General features: G+C 61.4%; 19 protein-coding genes. 14 read left to right on the top strand and 5 right to left on the bottom strand.

The window, feature by feature from the left end; genetic code table 11:
- The first annotated feature begins 79 nt into the window (after positions 1 to 79).
- The gene (locus tag VRB54_RS24055; RefSeq protein WP_338479005.1) at positions 80 to 1285 is read left to right on the top strand and encodes an ISL3 family transposase; all 1206 of its coding nucleotides are present in this window, start codon (positions 80 to 82) and stop codon (positions 1283 to 1285) included.
- 93 nt (positions 1286 to 1378) lie between these two features.
- Here the strand turns inward: VRB54_RS24055 and aspA are convergent, their stop codons facing one another.
- Positions 1379 to 2803: an aspartate ammonia-lyase gene (aspA, locus tag VRB54_RS24050; protein ID WP_338479004.1), complete on the bottom strand. Its 1425-nt coding sequence runs from the start codon at positions 2801 to 2803 to the stop codon at positions 1379 to 1381.
- Between the two features lie 182 nt (positions 2804 to 2985).
- Here aspA and VRB54_RS24045 point away from each other — a divergent pair, with 182 nt between their 5' ends.
- The 6 genes from VRB54_RS24045 (at position 2986) to VRB54_RS24020 (ending at position 7074) form a co-directional block, all read left to right on the top strand.
- Positions 2986 to 3906 (top strand): LysR substrate-binding domain-containing protein, encoded by a 921-nt coding sequence (locus VRB54_RS24045; protein WP_338479003.1) that lies wholly within the window; start codon positions 2986 to 2988, stop codon positions 3904 to 3906.
- Positions 3907 to 4078: 172 nt separating this feature from the next.
- Positions 4079 to 4324, top strand: coding sequence for a hypothetical protein (locus VRB54_RS24040; RefSeq protein WP_338479002.1), 246 nt, complete (start codon positions 4079 to 4081; stop codon positions 4322 to 4324).
- A 196-nt stretch (positions 4325 to 4520) separates the two neighbouring features.
- Positions 4521 to 5012, top strand: coding sequence for a 5-(carboxyamino)imidazole ribonucleotide mutase (gene purE / locus VRB54_RS24035; protein WP_003231730.1), 492 nt, complete (start codon positions 4521 to 4523; stop codon positions 5010 to 5012).
- An 11-nt stretch (positions 5013 to 5023) separates the two neighbouring features.
- Complete coding sequence (locus tag VRB54_RS24030) at positions 5024 to 6109, top strand: 5-(carboxyamino)imidazole ribonucleotide synthase (RefSeq protein WP_338479001.1); 1086 nt, start codon at positions 5024 to 5026, stop codon at positions 6107 to 6109.
- 105 nt (positions 6110 to 6214) lie between these two features.
- Positions 6215 to 6460 carry a GlsB/YeaQ/YmgE family stress response membrane protein gene (locus VRB54_RS24025; protein ID WP_057006311.1) on the top strand — a complete coding sequence of 82 codons (246 nt, stop codon included), beginning with the start codon at positions 6215 to 6217 and terminating at the stop codon, positions 6458 to 6460.
- Between the two features lie 77 nt (positions 6461 to 6537).
- The gene (locus VRB54_RS24020) at positions 6538 to 7074 is read left to right on the top strand and encodes a DUF3299 domain-containing protein (RefSeq protein ID WP_050784921.1); all 537 of its coding nucleotides are present in this window, start codon (positions 6538 to 6540) and stop codon (positions 7072 to 7074) included.
- A 36-nt stretch (positions 7075 to 7110) separates the two neighbouring features.
- Here the strand turns inward: VRB54_RS24020 and VRB54_RS24015 are convergent, their stop codons facing one another.
- Together VRB54_RS24015 and VRB54_RS24010 are read right to left on the bottom strand one after the other, a co-directional pair.
- The gene (locus tag VRB54_RS24015) at positions 7111 to 8010 is read right to left on the bottom strand and encodes a D-hexose-6-phosphate mutarotase (RefSeq protein ID WP_338479000.1); all 900 of its coding nucleotides are present in this window, start codon (positions 8008 to 8010) and stop codon (positions 7111 to 7113) included.
- Between the two features lie 58 nt (positions 8011 to 8068).
- On the bottom strand, positions 8069 to 8473 hold the full coding sequence (locus tag VRB54_RS24010) for an acyl-CoA thioesterase (protein ID WP_003176975.1): 405 nt from the start codon (positions 8471 to 8473) through the stop codon (positions 8069 to 8071).
- A gap of 406 nt (positions 8474 to 8879) precedes the next feature.
- Here VRB54_RS24010 and VRB54_RS24005 point away from each other — a divergent pair, with 406 nt between their 5' ends.
- From VRB54_RS24005 to VRB54_RS23975, 7 genes are all read left to right on the top strand, one after another.
- The gene (locus VRB54_RS24005; protein WP_338478999.1) at positions 8880 to 10169 is read left to right on the top strand and encodes an MFS transporter; all 1290 of its coding nucleotides are present in this window, start codon (positions 8880 to 8882) and stop codon (positions 10167 to 10169) included.
- A gap of 165 nt (positions 10170 to 10334) precedes the next feature.
- Positions 10335 to 11321, top strand: a complete 987-nt coding sequence (locus VRB54_RS24000; RefSeq protein WP_015886581.1) for a phosphate ABC transporter substrate-binding protein PstS — start codon at positions 10335 to 10337, stop codon at positions 11319 to 11321.
- 484 nt (positions 11322 to 11805) lie between these two features.
- A complete protein-coding gene (locus tag VRB54_RS23995; protein ID WP_338481153.1) occupies positions 11806 to 13839 on the top strand; it encodes an ABC transporter permease subunit in 2034 nt (677 codons plus the stop codon).
- A 15-nt stretch (positions 13840 to 13854) separates the two neighbouring features.
- The gene (gene pstA / locus VRB54_RS23990) at positions 13855 to 15525 is read left to right on the top strand and encodes a phosphate ABC transporter permease PstA (RefSeq protein ID WP_322212199.1); all 1671 of its coding nucleotides are present in this window, start codon (positions 13855 to 13857) and stop codon (positions 15523 to 15525) included.
- 93 nt (positions 15526 to 15618) lie between these two features.
- Positions 15619 to 16452, top strand: a complete 834-nt coding sequence (gene pstB / locus VRB54_RS23985; RefSeq protein WP_003231719.1) for a phosphate ABC transporter ATP-binding protein PstB — start codon at positions 15619 to 15621, stop codon at positions 16450 to 16452.
- 70 nt (positions 16453 to 16522) lie between these two features.
- Positions 16523 to 17284: a phosphate signaling complex protein PhoU gene (phoU, locus tag VRB54_RS23980; RefSeq protein WP_057006316.1), complete on the top strand. Its 762-nt coding sequence runs from the start codon at positions 16523 to 16525 to the stop codon at positions 17282 to 17284.
- Between the two features lie 170 nt (positions 17285 to 17454).
- Positions 17455 to 18351, top strand: coding sequence for a response regulator (locus tag VRB54_RS23975; protein ID WP_338478998.1), 897 nt, complete (start codon positions 17455 to 17457; stop codon positions 18349 to 18351).
- Positions 18352 to 18603: 252 nt separating this feature from the next.
- Here the strand turns inward: VRB54_RS23975 and VRB54_RS23970 are convergent, their stop codons facing one another.
- Positions 18604 to 19944, bottom strand: a complete 1341-nt coding sequence (locus tag VRB54_RS23970) for a hemolysin family protein (RefSeq protein WP_338478997.1) — start codon at positions 19942 to 19944, stop codon at positions 18604 to 18606.
- A 203-nt stretch (positions 19945 to 20147) separates the two neighbouring features.
- A complete protein-coding gene (gene phoR / locus VRB54_RS23965) occupies positions 20148 to 21470 on the bottom strand; it encodes a phosphate regulon sensor histidine kinase PhoR (protein ID WP_422396068.1) in 1323 nt (440 codons plus the stop codon).
- Positions 21471 to 21496 lie beyond the last annotated feature (26 nt).

Genomic DNA, 21496 nt, shown 5'->3' with positions numbered 1-21496 from the left:
CGGGAAAGACAGAAACAAGAACGCCGATTTGGTTGATGATGTTCGTGCGAGCAAACACATCTAACAAACCGGCGTTCTTATGCGCGATATTAATACTTTCCTTCCTTTTTGGGAGGGCTTTTCTGTCGTCACGATCAAGACTGATGGTGACACCCTACAGATCGATCTGGCTCCCCACGCCACTCGATTTCCTTCCTGCGGTGGCTGCCAAAAACCTTGTTCAACCACTCATGAGTATTGCGAGCGAACCGTTCGTGATCTTCCCATTCTCGGTCGCGCGGTACGCCTCAGCGTTTTGCTCAGGCGGGTTGGCTGCCGCGACTGTGGCAAACGCATGGAGGCCGTCAGTTGGCTGGATCGCTATGCCCGGATGACGCGCCGCTTGGCGGATGCGGTCATTCAAGCCTGCGAGCGCCTTCCAACCCTGCACGTGGCACAGATGTTTGGCCTGCATTGGGACACCGTTCGGTTGCTGGAGCGTCGAGCCTTACAGGCGGCGTTGAGCACGCTGCCAAAGGCGCAGCCACGACGCCTAGTGATGGATGAATTCGCGCTGTTCAAAGGGCATCGCTACGCCAGTGTGGTGTTGGATGCCGATACGCGAAGAGTGCTATGGATTGGCGAAGGCCGTAGCAGGGCGGCGGTTCGGCCCTTTTTCGAAGAGCTGGGGCCAGAGGGATGTGCTCGAATCGAAGCGGTTGCGATGGACATGAATACCGCTTTTGACCTGGAGGTCCGTCAGCACTGCCCGAAAGCGCGAGTGGTCTACGACCTCTTTCATGTGGTGGCCAAATATGGCCGAGAGGTGATAGATCGGGTCCGCGTCGACGAGGCCAATCGACTGCGTCATGACAAGCCGGCTCGCAAGGTCATCAAGCAGGCGCGATGGCTGTTGCTGCGCAATCCGCAGAATCTGAAAACGCCGGAACAACAGGTTCGTTTGCAGGATTTGTTGGCGGCCAACCAATCGCTGATGACGGTTTATTTGATGAAGGCTGAGCTCAAAACGCTCTGGACAGCAAGCGCTGCCTGGGCTTGGCGAGCGGCTTGGAAACAATGGCTGCGCCATGCTCATGAAAGCGAAATACCGGCTCTGGTGCAGTTTGCCAAACGGCTAAAGGGTTACTGGCGAGGCATCGTAAGCCGGGTTCGCTGGCCGATGCATACGGGTCAGTTGGAAGGAATAAACAATCGAATAAAGGTCATCAAGCGGATGGCGTACGGTTACCGGGATAGCGAGTTCTTTTTCATGAAGATCAAGAGCGTCTTTCCCGGTAATCCGTGAAGAACCAAAAAAAGGGCCTGAAGAACGAGCCTTCAGGCCCTCAAAAGGTGAGAGGTGTCTAGTCCCTCAACCTGGTGAGCAGTGCAACGAACATCAGGCCTTCAACGGGACCAGACGTGGAGCGATCATGTTTTCGGGGCGCAGGATGTCGTCGAGCATGGCGTCGTCGAGCAAGCCTTCTTCGCGCACCAGTTCCAGCACGCCGCGACCGCTTTCAAGGGCGATTCGCGCAATGCGGGTGGCGTTTTCATAGCCGATGTAGGGATTCAGCGCGGTGACCAGGCCGATGGAGTGTTCCACCAGTTCGCGGCAGCGCGCTTCGTTGGCGGTGATGCCGACGATGCAGTGTTCTCGCAGCATGTCCATGGCGCGTTGCAGCAGGCGGATCGAGTCGAAGATCTTGAAGGCGATCAGCGGCTCCATCACGTTCAACTGCAGTTGGTCGCCTTCGGCCGCCATGGTCAGCGCCAAGTCGTTGCCGATGACCTGGAACGCCACCTGGTTGACCGCTTCCGGTATCACCGGGTTGACCTTGCCAGGCATGATCGAGCTGCCTGGCTGGCGGGCCGGCAGGTTGATCTCGTTGATGCCGGTGCGTGGGCCGCTGGACAGCAGGCGCAGGTCGTTGCAGATCTTCGACAGCTTCACGGCGGTACGCTTGAGCATGCCGGAGAACAGTACGAAGGCGCCCATGTCGGAAGTGGCTTCGATCAGGTCCGCGGCCGGGACCACTGGCTGGCCACTGATAACGGCCAGGCGCTGTACGGCCAGGGCCTGGTAACGCGGGTCGGCGTTGATGCCGGTACCGATGGCGGTGCCGCCCAGGTTCACTTCGGTCAACAGCTCTGGCGCCAGGGTTTTCAGGCGGGCCAGGTCTTCACCGAGGGTGGTGGCGAAAGCGCGGAATTCCTGGCCGAGGGTCATCGGCACGGCGTCCTGCAACTGGGTGCGGCCCATTTTCAGCACATGGCCGAACTCCACGCCCTTGGCGGCGAAGGCCTGGATCAGGCTGTCGAGGCTGGCCAGCAGCGCGTCATGGCCCAGCAGCAGACCCAGGCGGATCGCGGTCGGGTAGGCGTCGTTGGTCGACTGCGCCATGTTCACGTCGTTGTTGGGATGCAGGTACTGGTATTCGCCCTTCTGGTGACCCATGGCCTCCAGCGCGATATTGGCGATGACTTCGTTGGCATTCATGTTGGTTGAAGTGCCGGCGCCGCCTTGAATCATGTCCACCACGAACTCTTCGTGGAAATCGCCGCGGATCAGACGGGCACAGGCTTCGCTGATGGCCGCGTGCTTGGCTTCGCTGAGCTGGCCCAACTCGCGGTTGGCATCCGCCGCCGCTTGCTTGACCATTGCCAGACCGACCACCAATTTCGGGTAATGCGAAATCGGAACGCCCGAGAGGCGGAAGTTGTTCACCGCTCGCAGGGTCTGGATGCCGTAGTACGCTTGAGCGGGTACGTCGAGTACGCCAAGCAGGTCTTTTTCTGTGCGGAATGATGCAGCGGAGGACATGACGGAAATCATCTCGATAGGGACCCGGAACAGGCCGGAACGCTGCGAATGCTAGGCGTGTAGACGTTTTTGGGCCAATGCTGTTAAACACTGGGCTATGCACAAACGGCATAATGTCGGCGTGACCCGGCTATCATGACGGGCGTGTGTGCCAAAATGGTGCGTGGCCTTGGGAGGCAGTGATGAACCTTGAGAGCAAATGGCTGGAAGACTTCAGCGCCCTGGCAGCGACGCGCAGCTTTTCCCAGGCGGCGGAGCGGCGATTCGTCACTCAGCCGGCGTTCAGTCGGCGCATCCGCAGCCTGGAGGCCGCACTGGGCCTGACCCTGGTCAACCGTTCGCGCACACCGGTGGAGCTGACGGCGGCGGGGCAACTGTTTCTGGTCACCGCGCGTACGGTGGTCGAACAGCTGGGTGAAGTGCTGCGCCATTTGCATCACCTGGAAGGCGGGCAGGGCGAAGTCATGCAAGTGGCCGCCGCCCACTCCCTGGCGCTGGGTTTCTTCCCGCGCTGGATCGCACAACTGCGCAACGAAGGTTTGAACATCGCCACGCGGCTGGTCGCCACCAACGTTGGCGACGCCGTGCACGCCCTGCGCGAAGGCGGCTGCGACCTGATGCTGGCGTTCTACGACCCGGATGCCGCGATGCAGATGGACGCCGAAATCTTCCCGTCGCTGCACCTGGGCAACACCGAAATGCTCCCGGTATGCGCCGCCGACGCCGACGGCCAGCCGCTGTTCGACCTGGAAGGCGAGGGCAGCGTGCCGCTGCTGGCCTACAGCGCCGGCGCATTCCTCGGACGCTCGGTGCATTTACTGCTGCGCCAGCGTGCGTTGCGTTTTACCACCGTTTACGAAACTGCGATGGCCGACAGCCTCAAGAGTATGGCGCTGGAGGGCCTGGGCATTGCCTGGGTGCCGCAGTTGAGCGTGCGGGCGGAACTGGCGCGGGGTGAGCTGGTGGTGTGCGGCGGGCCGCAATGGCATGTGCCGCTGGAGATTCGCCTGTATCGCTGCGCGTTGGTGCGCAAGGCGAATGTGCGGTTGTTGTGGCGCAAGTTGGAAGGTGGAGCAGCACAGGGTGGGCAAGGTGCTGCCTGATTGAAATTGAATAACTTTCTGATCATTTGGTCGGTTTTGGTAAAACTTTGATCATCTTTGTATCCATAAATTTTATTAAGTACGCCCTCATGTGATTCGTATTTATGACCAGGCGATTTGACCGTACGGATGATGGCGACAAAATTCACACAGCGACACTGTGCGCATTTACATGCCTGGAAATTTTTGGGTCGACAGCCATCAGATGAGCATTAACGGCAAGCGCGACAACTTTGGGGTGGATGACCTGCTCAGTGTGGGAAGTCAGATCAAGGGAATGAAAGCCCTGCACATCATCCGAGAGGTGCATGAGGCCGTACGGCAATGGCCAGCGATAGCTGCAAAAGTGGGCGTCTCACCGGCCATGATCAGCGCCATTGCCAAGACCCATCGCTTGAACCTTGTCGCTGACTCCTGAGTCAATAAAACCGCCACTTTGCGCTGCTGGACAGATGGTCATCCAAGGGGCTGTTTATCCCGATTATTACGGTATACTGCGCGGCCTTTGGCCGGTCCCGCCGGCCTGAATTCGTACAACAAGCCACGCCGGATTTCCTGCGTGGCTTGTTGTTTTTTGACGCGCCCGCGGGCGCCCAGAGAGAAGAGGCACGACGATGAGTGCATTGGTTGGCGTGATCATGGGCTCCAAGTCCGATTGGTCCACCCTTAGCCACACCGCCGATATGCTGGAAAAACTCGGCATTGCGTACGAAGTGAAGGTGGTCTCCGCCCACCGCACTCCGGACCTGCTGTTCCAGTATGCCGATGAGGCAGAATCCCGTGGCATCGAGGTGATCATTGCCGGTGCCGGCGGTGCGGCGCATTTGCCAGGCATGTGTGCGGCCAAGACCCACCTGCCTGTGCTTGGGGTGCCGGTGCAGTCGTCGATGCTTTCGGGCGTGGACTCGCTGTTGTCCATCGTGCAGATGCCCGCCGGCATCCCCGTGGCCACCCTGGCGATCGGCAAGGCCGGCGCGATCAACGCCGCCTTGCTGGCGGCCAGCATCCTGGGCGCCAAGCACCCGCAGTTTCACGCGGTGCTGAAAAAATTCCGTGCCGAGCAGACAGACAGCGTGCTGGACAATCCAGACCCACGCATCGCCTGAGGTTGTTATTGATGAAAATCGGTGTAATCGGTGGCGGCCAACTGGGTCGTATGCTGGCTCTGGCGGGCACCCCGCTGGGGATGAACTTCGCTTTCCTGGACCCTGCGCCGGACGCCTGCGCGGCCGCCCTGGGTGAACACCTGCGCGCTGACTACAGTGACCCGGATCACCTGCGCCAACTGGCCGAGGAAGTCGACCTGGTGACCTTCGAGTTCGAAAGTGTCCCGGCTGAAACGGTGGCGTTCCTGTCGCAATTCGTGCCGGTGTACCCGAGCGCCGAAGCACTGCGCATTGCGCGCGACCGCTGGTTCGAAAAGAGCATGTTCAAGGACCTGGGTATTCCGACCCCGGACTTCGCCGACATTCAGTCCCAGGCGGACCTGGACGCCGCCGTCGCCCGCATCGGCCTGCCGGCGGTACTCAAGACCCGCACCCTGGGTTACGACGGCAAGGGCCAGAAAGTGCTGCGCACCGAGGCCGACGTGGTGGGCACCTTCGCCGAGCTGGGCAGCGTCGCCTGCCTGCTGGAAGGCTTCGTGCCGTTCACCGGCGAAGTATCGCTGATCGCCGTGCGTGCCCGCGATGGTGAAACCCGCTTCTACCCGTTGGTGCACAACACCCACGACAGCGGCATCCTCAAGCTGTCCGTTGCCAGTACCGATCACCCGTTGCAGGCCCTGGCCGAAGACTATTCCAGCCGCGTGCTCAAGCAGCTGGACTACGTCGGGGTGATGGCTTTCGAGTTCTTTGAAGTGGACGGTGGCCTCAAGGCCAACGAAATCGCGCCACGGGTGCACAACTCCGGGCACTGGACCACCGAAGGCGCCGAGTGCAGCCAGTTCGAAAACCACCTGCGGGCGGTGGCGGGCTTGCCGCTGGGCTCCACGGCCAAAGTCGGCGAGAGCGCCATGCTCAATTTCATCGGTTCGGTGCCGCCCGTGGAGCGTGTGATCGCCATCGATGATTGCCACCTGCATCACTACGGCAAGGCCTTCAAGGCCGGGCGCAAGGTCGGCCACGCCAACCTGCGTTGCAAGGACCATGCGACGCTGCAGGCGCAGATCCTCAAGGTCGAAGCGCTGATCGCCGAACAATAAGCCTGGCGATGACGGGAACCATTGGTTGCCGCCGTCCCTCTGATTGCAGGATGGCAAAGCCTGACCAGGCTTTGGCATGACTCACACCAATCAGAGGGAAATGCCATGGGTATCATCGGAACCATCTTTATCGGCTTGATCGTCGGCCTGCTGGCGCGCTTCCTCAAGCCCGGCGACGACAGCATGGGCTGGATCATGACCATCCTGCTGGGTATCGCCGGCTCCCTGGCCGCGACCTACGGTGGTCAGGCGCTGGGTATCTACCAGGCCGGTCAAGGCGCAGGCTTCATCGGTGCACTGGTCGGTGCCATCGTGCTGCTGGTGATCTACGGCCTGATCAAAAGGAAGTGATCAGCCGACAAAGTCCTCTGCGCTGCGCAGGCGCAGAGGGCTAGAATACTCGGCACTTGAATTTGCCGAGCTTCTCCATGCGCCGTCTACTGTTGACACTCCTCTTGCTGGGCTCAGGCCTGGCGCACGCCGGCGAACTGCCGGAAACCGACTGGCTCGACCTGATGCCCCTGTCGGACCAGAAAGCCCTCGAAGCCATGCCCGAGATCGACCACAACTCCCCCGAAGCCCAAGGCACGTTCACCGACAAGGGTGGCCTCAAGCAAAGCAAGGGGTTGCCGGCGGTGATGTATTCCACCAAGACGGTGGCCGCCATGAACGGCAAGAACATCCGCATCGGCGGCTACCCGGTGCCGCTGGAAACCGATGCAAAGGGTCGCAGCACGCTGTTCTTCCTGGTGCCATACCCGGGCGCCTGTATCCACGTGCCGCCACCGCCGCCCAACCAGTTGGTGCTGGTGCGCTATCCCAAGGGGCTGAAGCTGGATGATATCTACACGCCGCTGTGGGTCACGGGGACGTTGAAGGTGGAGAAGGTGAATAACGATTTGGCGGATGCGGCGTATGCGCTGGACGCGGGCAAGGTCCGCGTAGTCAAGGAATCCGACCTGTAAGAAACGAACCTGCCAGCTCCCACATTTGAATCGGGTTTACAGGGGGAGGGCTGTGATGCTCACGGCCAGGGTGTGGCTTTCGCCCGGGGCCAATGCCAGCACATCATCCAGCACATTCGCCGTCTCGATGCACAGCATGCCCGTCCAGCCATCGTCGGCCATGTCGTCGAAGGCATTGGCGCGTTCGGTCCAGGGGTTCCAGATGACGGTGGAGTGGGAGCCCTGGCTGGTGAGCTGGATGCGGCGCTGCCAGTCTTTGTCGACGATGTTGAGCTGCGTCGGGGTGTCGAGATAGATACGGTCGGTTTCGGCGGCGAAGTGCAGCAGGCCGGACTGCTGTTTCTCGGTCCAGCCATCGGCGGTATCGATATACGTCAGGCCATCCAGACCCTCAACCTGCACGTTGCGCGCATCGCTGACCGCGAAATAGGTGTGCAGCGCCTGACTGAGTGTCACGCTGTGGTCGTCACGGTTGTGGCTGGTCAGGCGGATGTGCAGTTGGTCGTCCAGCAGCAGGCTCAGCTTCAGGTCGACCTGGTGGGGCCAGCCAGGAAAGCCGCCGGCAGGCACTGGCAGGGCCAGGTCCACACGCAATGCTTCACCTTCGAGTTCGGTCGCAGCCAATTCCCAGATCGCAGTTCGCACAAAACCATGGGCACCGGCCGGTTGTTCGCTTTGGCGCATCGCCTTCACGCTCTGCGGGTTGCGGTCGAACACACCAAACCATGGCCAGCACACTGGCACGCCAGTACGAATGCCTTTGCCTTGCTTGAACACCGCCTCGGGGTTCGGCCAGATCATCGGCTGCTCGCCCTGGCGCTGATAGCTGAAGATATGCGCGCCCTGTTGGGCCACCATCAGTTCGGCGCCGTTGTGGCGAATACGCCAGCAGTCCAGCTCGTCGATCTTTACGGTTTCAACGTGGGGCGTCGGCATGTCACAGCTCTCTCAATGGCAGGCAATGGGGCAATGGACCGTCAAAACCGCGCGAGGTTTAACGCGCGCGTGACGGCACCGAGCGGGTGCGACCACTGCCATCGATGGCGACGAACACGAAGACCGCCTCGGTCACCTTGCGCCATTCGCTGGACAGCGGGTCGTCGCTCCACACTTCGACCATCATCTGGATCGAGCTGCGGCCGATTTCCAGGGCCTGGGTATAGAAGGACAACTGCGCGCCCACCGCCACCGGTACCAGGAAGGCCATGCGGTCAATCGCCACGGTGGCCACGCGACCACCGGCGACCTTGCTGGCCATTGCCGTGCCGGCCAAGTCCATCTGTGCGACCAGCCAGCCGCCGAAGATATCGCCAAAACCGTTGGTTTCACGGGGGAGCGCGGTGATTTGCAGGGCGAGATCGCCTTGCGGAATTGGATCTTCTTGTTCGAGTTCGATCATGCCGAGGGTGCCTCTGACCCGTGACGCTTCATGGGTATTTCAAATGGATAGCCGTCTTGCGGAAAAACGTTTCAGCACCAACATACACCGCTCGATGCGTTTCTCGTAAGGCGTACTGAAGGGAAACTCTGCCAAACCGGCTGGATGACACCCAACGGCGTTTTGGCACAGCAGCCCGTCAAGACTGCGGGTCTTGCACTTGCAAGGGCCGAGTATATCCACAGGTTGGCGTCACTACGACCTCCAGGGGCTCATTTGGTCACTAATCAAGCGCTGTACGGGGGCTTTTGCGCGCAACTGTTCTCCTGGCGCTGTGCTTTTACAAGCGATTTGCTATCTTGCCAAGCCGCCGCCCGTCACGGCGTGCGTCCTTCATTACGCTGATTACTATAAGAGAAGCCTTGCCATGTCCTCCGTGCCCGCAAGCAGTGCGCCACCTTCGCGCCCGCTGACCCGCAACGACTATAAAACCCTGTCGCTGTCTGCCTTGGGCGGGGCGCTGGAATTCTACGACTTCATCATCTTCGTGTTTTTCGCCACCGTGGTCGGAAAACTGTTCTTTCCCGTCGACATGCCCGAATGGCTGCGCATGATGCAGACCTTCGGCATCTTCGCCGCCGGCTACCTGGCGCGCCCGCTGGGCGGCATCATCATGGCGCACTTCGGCGACCTGCTGGGCCGCAAGAAGATGTTCACCCTGAGCATCTTCATGATGGCCGTGCCGACCCTGATCATGGGCCTGCTGCCAACCTACGCGCAGATCGGCCTGTGGGCGCCGCTGTTATTGCTGTTGATGCGCGTCATCCAGGGCGCGGCCATTGGCGGCGAAGTGCCCGGCGCCTGGGTGTTCGTCTCCGAACACGTCCCGCCGCGCCACATTGGCTACGCCTGCGGCACCCTGACCAGCGGCCTCACCGCCGGCATCCTGTTGGGTTCGCTGGTGGCCACCGCCATCAACACGCTTTATAGCCCCGAGCAGGTCTCGGATTACGCCTGGCGTATCCCGTTTCTGCTTGGCGGCGTGTTTGGCCTGCTGTCGGTGTACCTGCGCCGCTGGCTGCATGAAACGCCGATCTTCGCCGAGATGCAGCAGCGCAAGGCCCTGGCCGCCGAGCTGCCGTTGCGCGCGGTATTGCGCGATCACCGTGGCGCCATCGTGTTGTCGATGCTGCTGACCTGGTTGCTGTCGGCCGGCGTCGTGGTGGTTATCCTGATGACCCCGACCGTGCTGCAAACCGTCTACCACTTCAGCCCGACAGTTGCGCTGCAGGCCAACAGCCTGGCCATCGTGACCCTGAGCCTGGGTTGCATCGCTTCCGGCGCACTGGCCGACCGCTTCGGTGCCGGGCGCGTACTGGTCAGCGGTTGCCTGCTGCTGCTGGCGACATCGTGGACGCTGTATCACAGCCTCATCGAGCACCCGAACTGGCTGTTCCCGCTGTACACCCTGACCGGCCTGTTTGTCGGTGTGATCGGTGTGGTGCCTTACGTCATGGTCAAAGCCTTCCCGCCGGTGGTGCGTTTCAGCGGGTTGTCGTTTTCCTACAACGTGGCCTACGCCATCTTCGGCGGGCTGACGCCGCTGGCGGTGTCGTTGCTGATGAAGGAAAGCCCGATGGGCCCTGCCTACTATGTGGCCGCACTGTGTGTGATGGGCGCGCTGGTGGGCGGGTACCTTTGGACGCGTGGACGCTGATTGATTACTCCCACGCCCTGCGTGGGAGCCCCTTGGGACGCTCAAGTCCCCCTTGCTTGCGATAGTGGCCTTTCATCTAACTGTCATATTCTCGACATAGAGTGTTCACACGGCCTCTCGATACTTGGCCCCGATCCAACTATCCCTATCTGCTAGGAGCAAGGCATGAAACTGAAGCGTTTGATGGCGGCAATGACTTTTGTCGCTGCTGGCGTTGCGACCGCCAACGCGGTGGCCGCTGGTGTTGACCCGGCAATCCCGGCTTATGTTAAGACCACTGGTGTGTCGGGCAACCTGTCCAGCGTCGGTTCCGATACCCTGGCTAACCTGATGACCCTGTGGGCCGAGGGTTACAAGAAGGAATACCCGAACGTCAACATCCAGATTCAAGCTGCCGGCTCCGCCACTGCACCCCCTGCGCTGACTGAAGGCACCTCCAACCTGGGCCCGATGAGCCGCAAGATGAAGGACACCGAGCTGGCTGCTTTCGAGCAGAAGTACGGCTACAAGCCCACCGCTATTCCGGTGGCCGTGGATGCCCTGGCTGTTTTCGTACACAAGGACAACCCGATCCAGCACCTGACCATGGAACAGGTCGACGCGATCTTCTCCTCGACTCGCCTGTGCGGTGCCAAAGCCGACGTGAAAACCTGGGGCGACCTGGGTGTGACCGGCGACCTGGCCAACAAGCCGGTGCAACTGTTTGGTCGCAACTCGGTATCCGGCACCTACGGCTACTTCAAGGAAGAAGCCCTGTGCAAAGGCGACTACAAGCCTAACGTGAACGAACAGCCTGGCTCGGCTTCGGTTGTGCAGTCGATCAGCTCTTCGCTCAACGGCATCGGTTACTCGGGCATCGGCTACAAGACCGCCAGCGTGAAAACCGTGGCCCTGGCCAAAAAAGGCAGCACGGACTTCATCGAAGACACCGAAGAAAACGCCCTGAACGGCAAGTACCCGCTGTCGCGTTTCCTCTACGTTTATGTCAACAAAGCCCCGAACAAGCCGCTGGCACCGCTGGAAGCCGAGTTCGTGAAACTGGTACTGTCGAAGCAGGGCCAGGAAGTTGTCGTGAAAGACGGCTACATCCCGCTGCCAGCCAAGGTTGCCGCCAAGGCACTGGCTGACCTGGGTCTGAAAGAAGGCAACTAAGCCCGTAATACCGGGTGTAGATGCATGCTTCTCTGTGGGAGCGGGCTTGCCCGCGATGCTGGCGACGCGGTTGAACGTTGAACCGTGTTGATGCCATCGCGGGCAAGCCCGACTCCCACACAAGCGGCCTGCACCAAAAATTCTTTTATCCGCTGCCAGCTCCGCTGCGCGGCGGATTTCCTGCGTCACCGCATTGTCATCTTTCTGTCATACAGGACCGCTAGGGTGTGCGCATGAATGATCTGGCCAATTCCACCATGACGACGACTTCCCCCCCAAGCGCATTGATTTCAATACGCCTGAGCTGCAACGCAAGCGCCGCATCCGCGCGCTCAAGGATCGCCTGACCCGCTGGTACGTGCTGGTCGGCGGTCTCGCCGTCCTCGGCGCCATCACTCTGATTTTCTTCTTTCTTGCCTATGTAGTAGCACCGCTGTTCCAGGGTGCTTCGCTGACCAGGGAAGACGCACTCACCCCGGCCTGGATCCAGGACGCGGGCAAGCCGCTGATGATCTCCCTTGAGGAACAGAACCAGGTGGCCATGCGGGTTTCCGACAAGGGCCAGGCGCTGTTCTTTGACATCACTACCGGCGCAGAACTCAAGCGCGTCGACCTGCCGCTGCCGGCCGGTGCCAGCGTGGCATCCATCGGTGAAGACCAGCCCGGCAGCCCGCTGGTGGTGCTCGGCCTGTCCAACGGTCAGTCTTTGGTGTTCCGCCACACCTATAAGGTGTCATACCCGGACGGCAAGAAAACCATCACCCCTGCCATCGAATACCCGTACGGCGAAACGCCGATCGTACTGGATGACGCCGGCCGCCCGCTGGAGCATGTGGCCCTCAACGCCACCGACTCCACGCTGGTGCTGGCCGGTTCCGCCGGCTCGTTCCTGAACGTGCTGTCCCTGAGCCGCGAAGAAAACATGATGACCGGCGAAGTCACCAGCGAGCAGAAGCGCATCGAGCTGCCGCAGATGACCGAGCCGGTGAAGGCGATCTTCATCGACCCGCGCCAGCAATGGCTGTACGTGATCAACGGTCGCGCCCTGGCCGATGTGTTCAGCCTGCGCGACAAAAACCTCAACGGTCGCTACAAATTGCTCGAAGACGGCAACGCCGAAATCACCGCCAGCACTCAGCTGGTAGGCGGTATCTCGCTGATCGTCGGTAACTCCAAGGGTGGCCTGGCCCAGTGGTTCATGGCCCGCGACCCGGATGGCGAGCAGCGCCTGAAGCAGATCCGCACGTTCCAGATGGGCACCTCGCCCATTGTGGAAATCAGCGCCGAAGAGCGTCGCAAGGGCTTTACCGCACTGGATGCGTCCGGCCAGTTCGGCGTGTTCCACAGCACCGCGCACCGCACTCTGCTGGTCGATCCGGTGGTCGACGGCCTGGGCGTGTACGGCCTGTCGCCGCGGGCCAACCGGGTGATCGTCGAGGCCGGTGGCAAGCTGCAACCGTTGCTGCTCGACAACCCGCATCCCGAGGTTTCGTGGAGCGCGCTGTGGAGCAAGGTCTGGTACGAGAACTACGACGAGCCCAAATACGTCTGGCAATCGACGGCCGCCAACACCGATTTCGAACCCAAGATGAGCCTCGCACCGCTGACCTTCGGCACCTTGAAGGCGGCGTTCTACGCCATGCTGCTGGCTGCACCGCTGGCGGTGGCTGCGGCGATCTACACCGCCTACTTCATGGCGCCGAGCCTGCGCCGCAAGGTCAAGCCGGTGATCGAGCTGATGGAAGCCATGCCGACGGTGATCCTTGGCTTCTTCGCCGGTCTGTTCCTCGCGCCGTATGTGGAGGGGCATCTGCCGGGGATTTTCAGCCTGCTGATGCTGCTGCCGATTGGCATCCTGGTGGCCGGTTTCGTGTTCAGCCGCCTGCCTGAGTCGATCCGCCTGCGGGTTCCCGATGGCTGGGAAAGCGCGATCCTGATCCCGGTAATCCTGTTTGTGGGCTGGCTGTCGCTGTACATGAGCCCGTACCTGGAAACCTGGTTTTTCGGCGGCGACATGCGCATGTGGATCTCCCACGACCTGGGCATTACCTATGACCAGCGCAACGCGCTGGTGGTGGGCCTGGCGATGGGTTTTGCGGTGATCCCGAACATCTACTCCATCGCCGAAGACGCCGTGTTCAGCGTCCCGCGCGGCCTGACCCTGGGCTCCCTGGCGCTGGGCGCCACGCCGTGGCAGACCATGACACGCGTGGTGATCCTGACCGCCAGCCCGGGGATTTTCTCGGCGCTGATGATCGGCATGGGTCGCGCCGTGGGCGAGACCATGATCGTGCTGATGGCCACCGGCAACACCCCGGTGATGGAGATGAACCTGTTCGAAGGCCTGCGTACGCTGGCGGCCAACGTCGCGGTAGAAATGCCGGAGTCGGAAGTGGGCGGCAGTCACTACCGCGTGCTGTTCCTCTCGGCGCTGGTGCTGCTGCTGTTCACCTTCATCATGAACACCCTCGCCGAGCTGATCCGTCAGCGTCTGCGCAAGAAGTACTCGTCGCTTTAAGAAAGGTAGAAGTCTGTGAAACAGAACTCCCTGAACGGATGGTTCAAGAGCGGCGCCCCGGGCGTCTGGATCAGCGGTGGCGCTGTGTCCATCGCGGTCATCATGACCCTGGGTTTGCTGGCCGTGATTGCGGTGCGTGGCCTGGGCCACTTCTGGCCGGCCGACCTGATCCAGGCCAGCTACAACGTGCCGGGCCAGGAAAACCATATCGTCATCGGCGAAGTGGTGCAGAAGGAAGAAGTACCACGCGAACGCCTGAAAAGCGCGGGCCTGCCGGTGCCCGATGCGGGCCCGGAGTTCATGACCCGCGAGCTGATCAAGGTCGGCAACCGCGACCTCAACGGCAATGACTTCACCTGGATCGTTGGCGAATGGTTGAAGGACCAGACCACGCCGAAGAACCTCATGACCATCGAGCGTCGTGAGTGGGGCAATTTCTACGGCACCCTGGTCAACGTCAAGCAGGACGGCAAGGTGATCGCCGAGGGCGAGGCTGCGTGGCCGGAGCTGCAAGCCCGCGTCGACCGTGTGAACGCACTGGCCGCTCAGCTCAAAACCCTGGAGAAGTCCGACATTGGCGCGATCAACGCCGGTCTCGAACGTATCCGCCTGCACGGGCGCAAACTGGAACTGGAAGGCAAGCTCGACGCCGCCGCCCAGGCCGACATGGAGGCTGACCGCGCTGAGCTGAACGCGCGTTATCAGGATATCGAGGCGCGTCTGGCCGACCTGCACGCCCAGTTCAACCGCGATGCGCTGACGGCGCGCGACGGCAATGGCAAGGAAATTGAAATCGGCATCGGCAAGGTGGTGCACGCCTACCAGCCGAATGCGATGGGCACGCTGACCAAGATCGGCTTCTACTTCAGCAAGGTGTGGGAATTCCTGAGCGATGACCCGCGGGAAGCCAACACCGAAGGCGGGATCTTCCCGGCGATTTTCGGCACCGTGATGATGACGTTGATCATGGCGATGATCGTGACGCCGTTCGGCGTACTGGCGGCGGTGTACCTGCGCGAATACGCCAAGCAGAACACCCTGACGCGGGTTATCCGCATCGCCGTGAACAACCTGGCGGGCGTCCCGGCCATCGTCTATGGCGTGTTCGGCCTGGGCTTCTTCGTGTATGTGCTGGGTGGCTCGGTGGACCGCCTGTTCTTCGCCGAAGCCCTGCCGGCACCCACCTTCGGCACGCCGGGCCTGCTGTGGGCCTCGCTGACCCTGGCGCTGCTGGCAGTGCCGGTGGTGATCGTGGCCACCGAAGAAGGCTTGGCGCGCATTCCGCGCACCGTGCGTGAAGGCTCCCTGGCGCTGGGTGCAACCAAGGCGGAAACGCTGTGGAAGATCGTGCTGCCAATGGCCAGCCCGGCCATGATGACCGGCATGATCCTCGCCGTGGCCCGCGCCGCTGGCGAAGTGGCGCCGCTGATGCTGGTGGGCGTAGTGAAACTGGCGCCGTCGCTGCCGGTGGACGGCAACTACCCGTACTTGCACCTGGACCAGAAGATCATGCACCTGGGCTTTCATATCTACGACGTTGGCTTCCAGAGCCCCAACGTCGAAGCGGCTCGCCCCCTGGTTTACGCCACTGCGCTGTTGCTGGTGCTGGTGATCGCCACGCTCAACCTGTCGGCGGTGTGGATCCGTAACCACCTGCGCGAGAAGTACAAAGCGTTGGACAGCTAAAGCCATTAGCCACAAGCGGCAAGCTACAAGCCGCTTTTGCTCAAATCTTGCAGCTTGCAGCTAGACGCTGGCAGCTACGAACGGAGTGAGACCATGCAACATGAAACCCAATCCCACGGCATCAACATGTCCGCCCTGGGTCGCGACAAGCAAAGCCTGAGCCTGGCCCAGGAAACCGTGGCGATCGAAGTGCCTGGCCTGAGCCTGTACTACGGTGAAAAGCAGGCGCTGTTCGACGTCAGCATGAACATCCCCAAGCAGCGCGTGACCGCCTTCATCGGCCCGTCCGGCTGCGGCAAGTCCACGCTGCTGCGCACCTTCAACCGCATGAACGACCTGGTGGATGGCTGCCGTGTGGAAGGCGCGATCAACCTCTACGGCACCAACATCTATCGCAAGGGCGAAGACGTGGCCGAGCTGCGTCGTCGCGTCGGCATGGTGTTCCAGAAGCCCAACCCGTTTCCCAAGACCATCTACGAAAACGTGGTGTACGGCCTGCGCATCCAGGGCATCAACAAGAAGCGCGTCCTCGACGAAGCGGTGGAGTGGGCGCTCAAGGGCGCGGCACTGTGGGACGAGGTCAAGGACCGCCTGCACGAATCGGCACTCGGCTTGTCCGGCGGCCAGCAGCAGCGTCTGGTGATCGCACGTACCATCGCCGTGGAGCCGGAAGTGCTGCTGCTCGACGAACCCTGCTCGGCCCTCGACCCGATCTCCACGCTGAAAGTCGAAGAGCTGATCTACGAACTCAAATCCAAATTCACCATCGTCATCGTGACCCACAACATGCAGCAGGCAGCACGGGTTTCCGACTACACCGCGTTCATGTACATGGGCAAGCTGGTGGAATTCGGCGACACCGACACCCTGTTCACCAATCCGGCGAAGAAGCAGACCGAGGACTACATCACCGGTCGCTACGGCTAGGAAGCTGTGGTTCCGATTGCACTGACGCTGCGGTTCTCCGCACCTTACCGGACGCTCCAAGGACGCCAACATGATTAGCAAAGAAGGCCTCACCCATCACATCTCCGCGCAGTTCAACGCCGAGCTTGAGGAAGTGCGCAGCCACCTCCTGGCGATGGGCGGGCTGGTTGAAAAACAAGTCAACGATGCGGTCACCGCGCTGATCGAGGCCGACTCGGGCCTGGCCCAGCAAGTGCGCGAGATCGACGACCAGATCAACCAGATGGAACGCAACATCGACGAGGAATGCCTGCGCATTCTCGCCCGTCGCCAGCCGGCGGCCTCCGACCTGCGTCTGATCATCAGCATTTCCAAGTCGGTGATAGACCTTGAGCGCATTGGCGACGAGGCCACCAAGATCGCGCGCCGGGCCATCCAGCTGTGCGAAGAAGGCGAAGCGCCGCGCGGTTATGTGGAAGTGCGCCACATTGGTGATCAGGTGCGCAACATGGTGCGCGATGCCCTCGACGCATTTGCCCGCTTCGATGCCGATCTGGCGTTGTCGGTGGCGCAGTACGACAAGATCATCGACCGTGAGTACAAGACGGCCCTGCGCGAGTTGGCCACCTACATGATGGAAGACCCGCGCTCTATTTCGAGGGTCCTGAATATAATCTGGGTGCTGCGTTCGCTGGAACGCATCGGCGATCACGCGCGCAATATCTCGGAACTGGTGATTTACCTGGTGCGCGGCACCGACGTGCGGCACATGGGCCTCAAGCGCATGAAGGCCGAAGTTGAGGGCACTGCCGATCAAATGCCTAATGTTCCGGGCGAACCTGACGATAAGTAAGGTTGCCCGTGAAATTAACGCCCGGCCATTGGCCGGGCGTTTTCGTTTGGGGCCAGTTGAATGTTATTGCGCCAAAGATGAAATAAAGTCCGAACGTGATTGCAGAGTTTTGGCAAGATGCCATCAGTCAGGCGTGCTGCCAGCCAAGGTTTTTATAGGATGAAGGGTCGATGAGTAAAGTCAGTGTATTGGTGGTGGATGACGCCTCGTTTATTCGCGACCTGGTGAAGAAGTGCCTGCGCAATTACTTCCCGGGGATCAAGCTTGAAGACGCGGTAAACGGCAAAAAAGCGCAATCCATCCTGATGCGCGAAACCTACGACCTGGTGCTGTGTGACTGGGAAATGCCGGAGATGTCCGGTCTGGAATTGCTGACCTGGTGCCGCGAACAGGAACACCTCAAGGCCATGCCCTTCGTGATGGTGACCAGCCGTGGCGACAAGGAGAACGTGGTGCAGGCAATCCAGGCCGGAGTTTCCGGCTACGTCAGCAAGCCGTTTACCAATGAGCAGTTGCTGAGCAAGGTGCGCCAGGCGCTGCACAAGGTAGGCCGCCTCGACGCGCTGATCGCCAGCGCACCGACCAAAATGAGCTCGGCCTTCGGCAACGATTCCCTTAGCGCCCTCACCGGCGGCAGGCCCGAAGCCATCCAGCCGGCTCCGGTGGCGGCGCCGAGCAAAGGCCTGCTCAACACCCCACCGCCGGCCGCCCCGGCCGCTTCGCCTGCCAGCGGTCGTGGCCAGGGCCAGTTGCGTCTGTCCAGCGGCACCCAGCAATGCGTGATCAAGGCGCTGAGCATCAAGGAGGCGCTGCTGGTGGTGCGTCGCGGGGAGGTACTGCCCCAAGTGCTGGAAAGCGCCGTGCTCGACCTTGAGCAGGGCGACAACGCCGAAGTCGCGCGCCTCAACGGCTACCTGCACGCCATCGTCGCCTTCGAACCCAGGCCCGACAGCGACTGGCTGCAACTGACCTTTCGGTTCATCGACCAGGACGCGCAGAAGCTCGACTACATCTCCCGCCTGATCGCGCGCGGCACGGCTCAGAAGCACTTCGTGCCGGGTGCCTGATCTTCCAATGTGGGAGGGGCTTGCTCTCTCTCATCATCAAGCGCCGCGCATGAGTATTTCCAGCCGACCACCTCTCTGTGGCGAGCGGGCTTGCCCTGCGTTGGGGTGCGAAGCGCCCCCAATCAAGGAAAACGCGGTTTACATGACACTGCGCAGAGCATGTTTTGGGGCTGCTACGCAGCCCAACGCGGGGCAAGCCCGCTCGCCACAACAAGCCCGCTCGCCACGACAAGCGGGCTCGCTACACAAGACTCAATCCAGCATCACAACCTTGACCAGCACGATCTTCGGCCCTTTCATCTTCTTGATGATGATCCGCAGGCCTTCCACCTCCAGCACTTCCTCTTCTTCCGGCACCCGTTTCAAGGTGTCGTAGATCAGGCCGGCCAGGGTTTCGGCTTCGATGTGGTCCAGGTCCACGCCCAGCAGGCGTTCGACCTTGAACAGCGGGGTGTCGCCGCGTACCAGCAGTTTGCCCGGTTGGTAGGCCAGGATGCCGCGCTCGGCCTTGCGGTGTTCGTCCTGAATATCACCCACCAGCACTTCCAGCACATCCTCCATGGTGAGGTAGCCGATGATGTTGCCGTCGGCTTCTTCCACCAAAGCGAAGTGCGCGCCGCCCTTGCGGAATTGCTCCAGCAACTGCGACAACGGCATGTGCCGTGACACGCGCTCCAGCGGGCGGGTCAGCTCGGCCAGGTTGAATGACTCGGGGATGTGATCGAGCGCCGCCAGCTCCAGCAGCAGGTCCTTGATGTGCAGCAGGCCGACGAATTCATTGCGCTCGGCGTCATACACCGGGTAGCGGCTGAATTTGTGGCGGCGAAACAGCGCGAGGATTTCCTTGAGCGGGGCATTGAAGTCCAGGGTTACCAAATCTTCCCTGGAGTTGGCCCAGTCGACCACTTCCAGCTCGCCCATCTCCACGGCCGAGGCCAGTACGCGCATGCCTTGGTCGCTTGGGTCCTGGCCACGGCTGGAGTGCAGGATCAGCTTGAGTTCTTCACGGCTGTAATGGTGCTCATGGTGTGGGCCAGGCTCGCCCTGGCCTGCGATACGCAGGATCGCGTTGGCGCTGGCGTTGAGCAGGTAAATCGCCGGGTACATCGCCCAGTAGAACAGGTAGAGCGGCACTGCCGTCCACAGCGACAGCAGCTCGGGCTTGCGAATCGCCCAGGATTTGGGCGCCAGCTCGCCGACCACGATGTGCAGGTAGGAAATCACAAAGAAGGCGGCAAAGAACGACACACCCTTGATCACTTCCGGCGATTCGACGCCTGCGGCACCCAGCAAGGGCTCGAGGATATGCGCAAACGCCGGCTCACCGACCCAGCCCAGGCCGAGGGAGGCGAGGGTGATACCCAGCTGACAGGCCGACAGGTAGGCGTCGAGCTGGCTGTGTACGGTGCGCAGGATCTGCCCGCGCCAGCCGTTGGTGTGGGCGATGGCCTCCACCCGGGTGGAGCGCAGTTTGACCATGGCAAACTCCGCCGCAACGAAGAAACCGTTGAGCAGTACCAGGACCAGTGCAAAAAGAATCATGCCGAAATCGGCGAAGAGTGTGGCGAAGGTGATACCAGGGGAAGGGTCCATGATGGGGTTTTGCGGGTTCCGTGTGTTCAATTAGGGATGGCAGGCAGGCCCCGAAAGGCAGGCGCAAGGCGGCCAATGTAGCGGCTGGCGGGGCGCTTGCCTAGTACCCGCTGGCGGGCGAGCTCTGGAATAACGCTTTCAGGGCAACACAATTCCAATGTGGGAGGGGGCTTGCTCCCACAGGGATCTACAGTGCTCTTGGGTTACAGGTCTTCGTCGACCAGGGGTGAGCGCGTCACCTGCGTCGGCGGAAAATGGCAGGTGAACGTGCTGCCATGCCCCAGCACGCTGCTGATTTCCAGGCGTGCGCGATGGCGTAGCAGCACATGCTTGACGATGGCCAGACCCAGGCCGGTGCCGCCGGTATTGGAATTGCGGCTGGAGTCGACGCGGTAGAAGCGCTCGGTCAGGCGCGGCAGGTGCTTGGCGTCGATGCCGATGCCGGAGTCCTGCACGCTCAGGTGCGCGCCGTGTTCGTCGGCCCACCAGCGGATGCGGATGTTGCCTTTGTCCTGGGTGTACTTCACAGCGTTGAACACCAGGTTGGAAAACGCACTGCGCAACTCGCCTTCGCTGCCCTTGAGCAGGATCGACGGGTCGGCTTCCAGGCTGATCTGCTGCCCGCGTTCACCGGAGAGGGCCTGGGCGTCGTTCTTGATGGTGTGCAACAGGCTTTTCACCGCCACCGGATGGTTATCCGAGGGGTAGTCGGTGGCTTCCAGCTTGGCCAGCAGCAGCAAATCGTTGAGCAGGGTCTGCATGCGCGAACCCTGCTGCTGCATCTGTTGCAGGGCGCGGGTCCAGCGCGGGTTGATACCGTCGACGTTGTCCAGCAGCGTCTCCAGGTAGCCGCAGATCACTGTCAACGGCGTGCGCAATTCGTGGGAAACGTTGGCGACGAAGTCCTTGCGCATCTGTTCCATCTGGTGGATGCGCGTGACATCGCGCACCAGCATCAGGTGTTCATTGTTGCCGTAGCGCGTCAGGTACAGCTGGATGCGCACCCGGTCGTTGGTGGGCGAGGGGATTTCCAGCGCTTCTTCGAAGTTGTCCTGCTCGAAGTATTCCTTGAAGCGCGGGTGACGCACCAGGTTGGTGACCGGCTGACCGCTGTCCTGGGGCGTCTTGAGGCCCAGCAGGGTCTCGGCGGCGCGGTTCCACCATTCCAGGTTGCCGTCGCTGTCGAGCATGATCACCGCATCCTTGAGCGCGGCGGTGGACTCCTGCACCCGGTCGATCACCGCCTGCAGGCGTCCGCGCACCCGCTGGTCGCGGCGTTGCAGGTGGTAGATGCTGTCGAACACTTCGCCCCACAGGCCGTAGCCGTCGGGGGGCGCTTCGTCGGGTTTGTGCTGGCGCAGCCATTCGTGCAAACGCAGCAATTGCTTGAGGGTCCAGCCCAGATACAGGGCGATACCCACCGCCAGGCTCCAGCCGTAATAACCGCTGATCAGGCCCACCAGCAGGCAGGCGGTGATCAGCAGCAGCATGTGGCGGATCAGGGTGCCATGCCAGTTTTGATTCACTTGAACATGCGTCCTTGTCAGCGGTT

Origin of the sequence: Pseudomonas trivialis, assembly GCF_036864995.1 — a bacterium.
GTDB lineage: Bacteria > Pseudomonadota > Gammaproteobacteria > Pseudomonadales > Pseudomonadaceae > Aquipseudomonas > Aquipseudomonas trivialis.
Note: the sequence above shows the minus strand (reverse complement) of the source record. Positions and strands in the feature narration are given on the sequence as shown.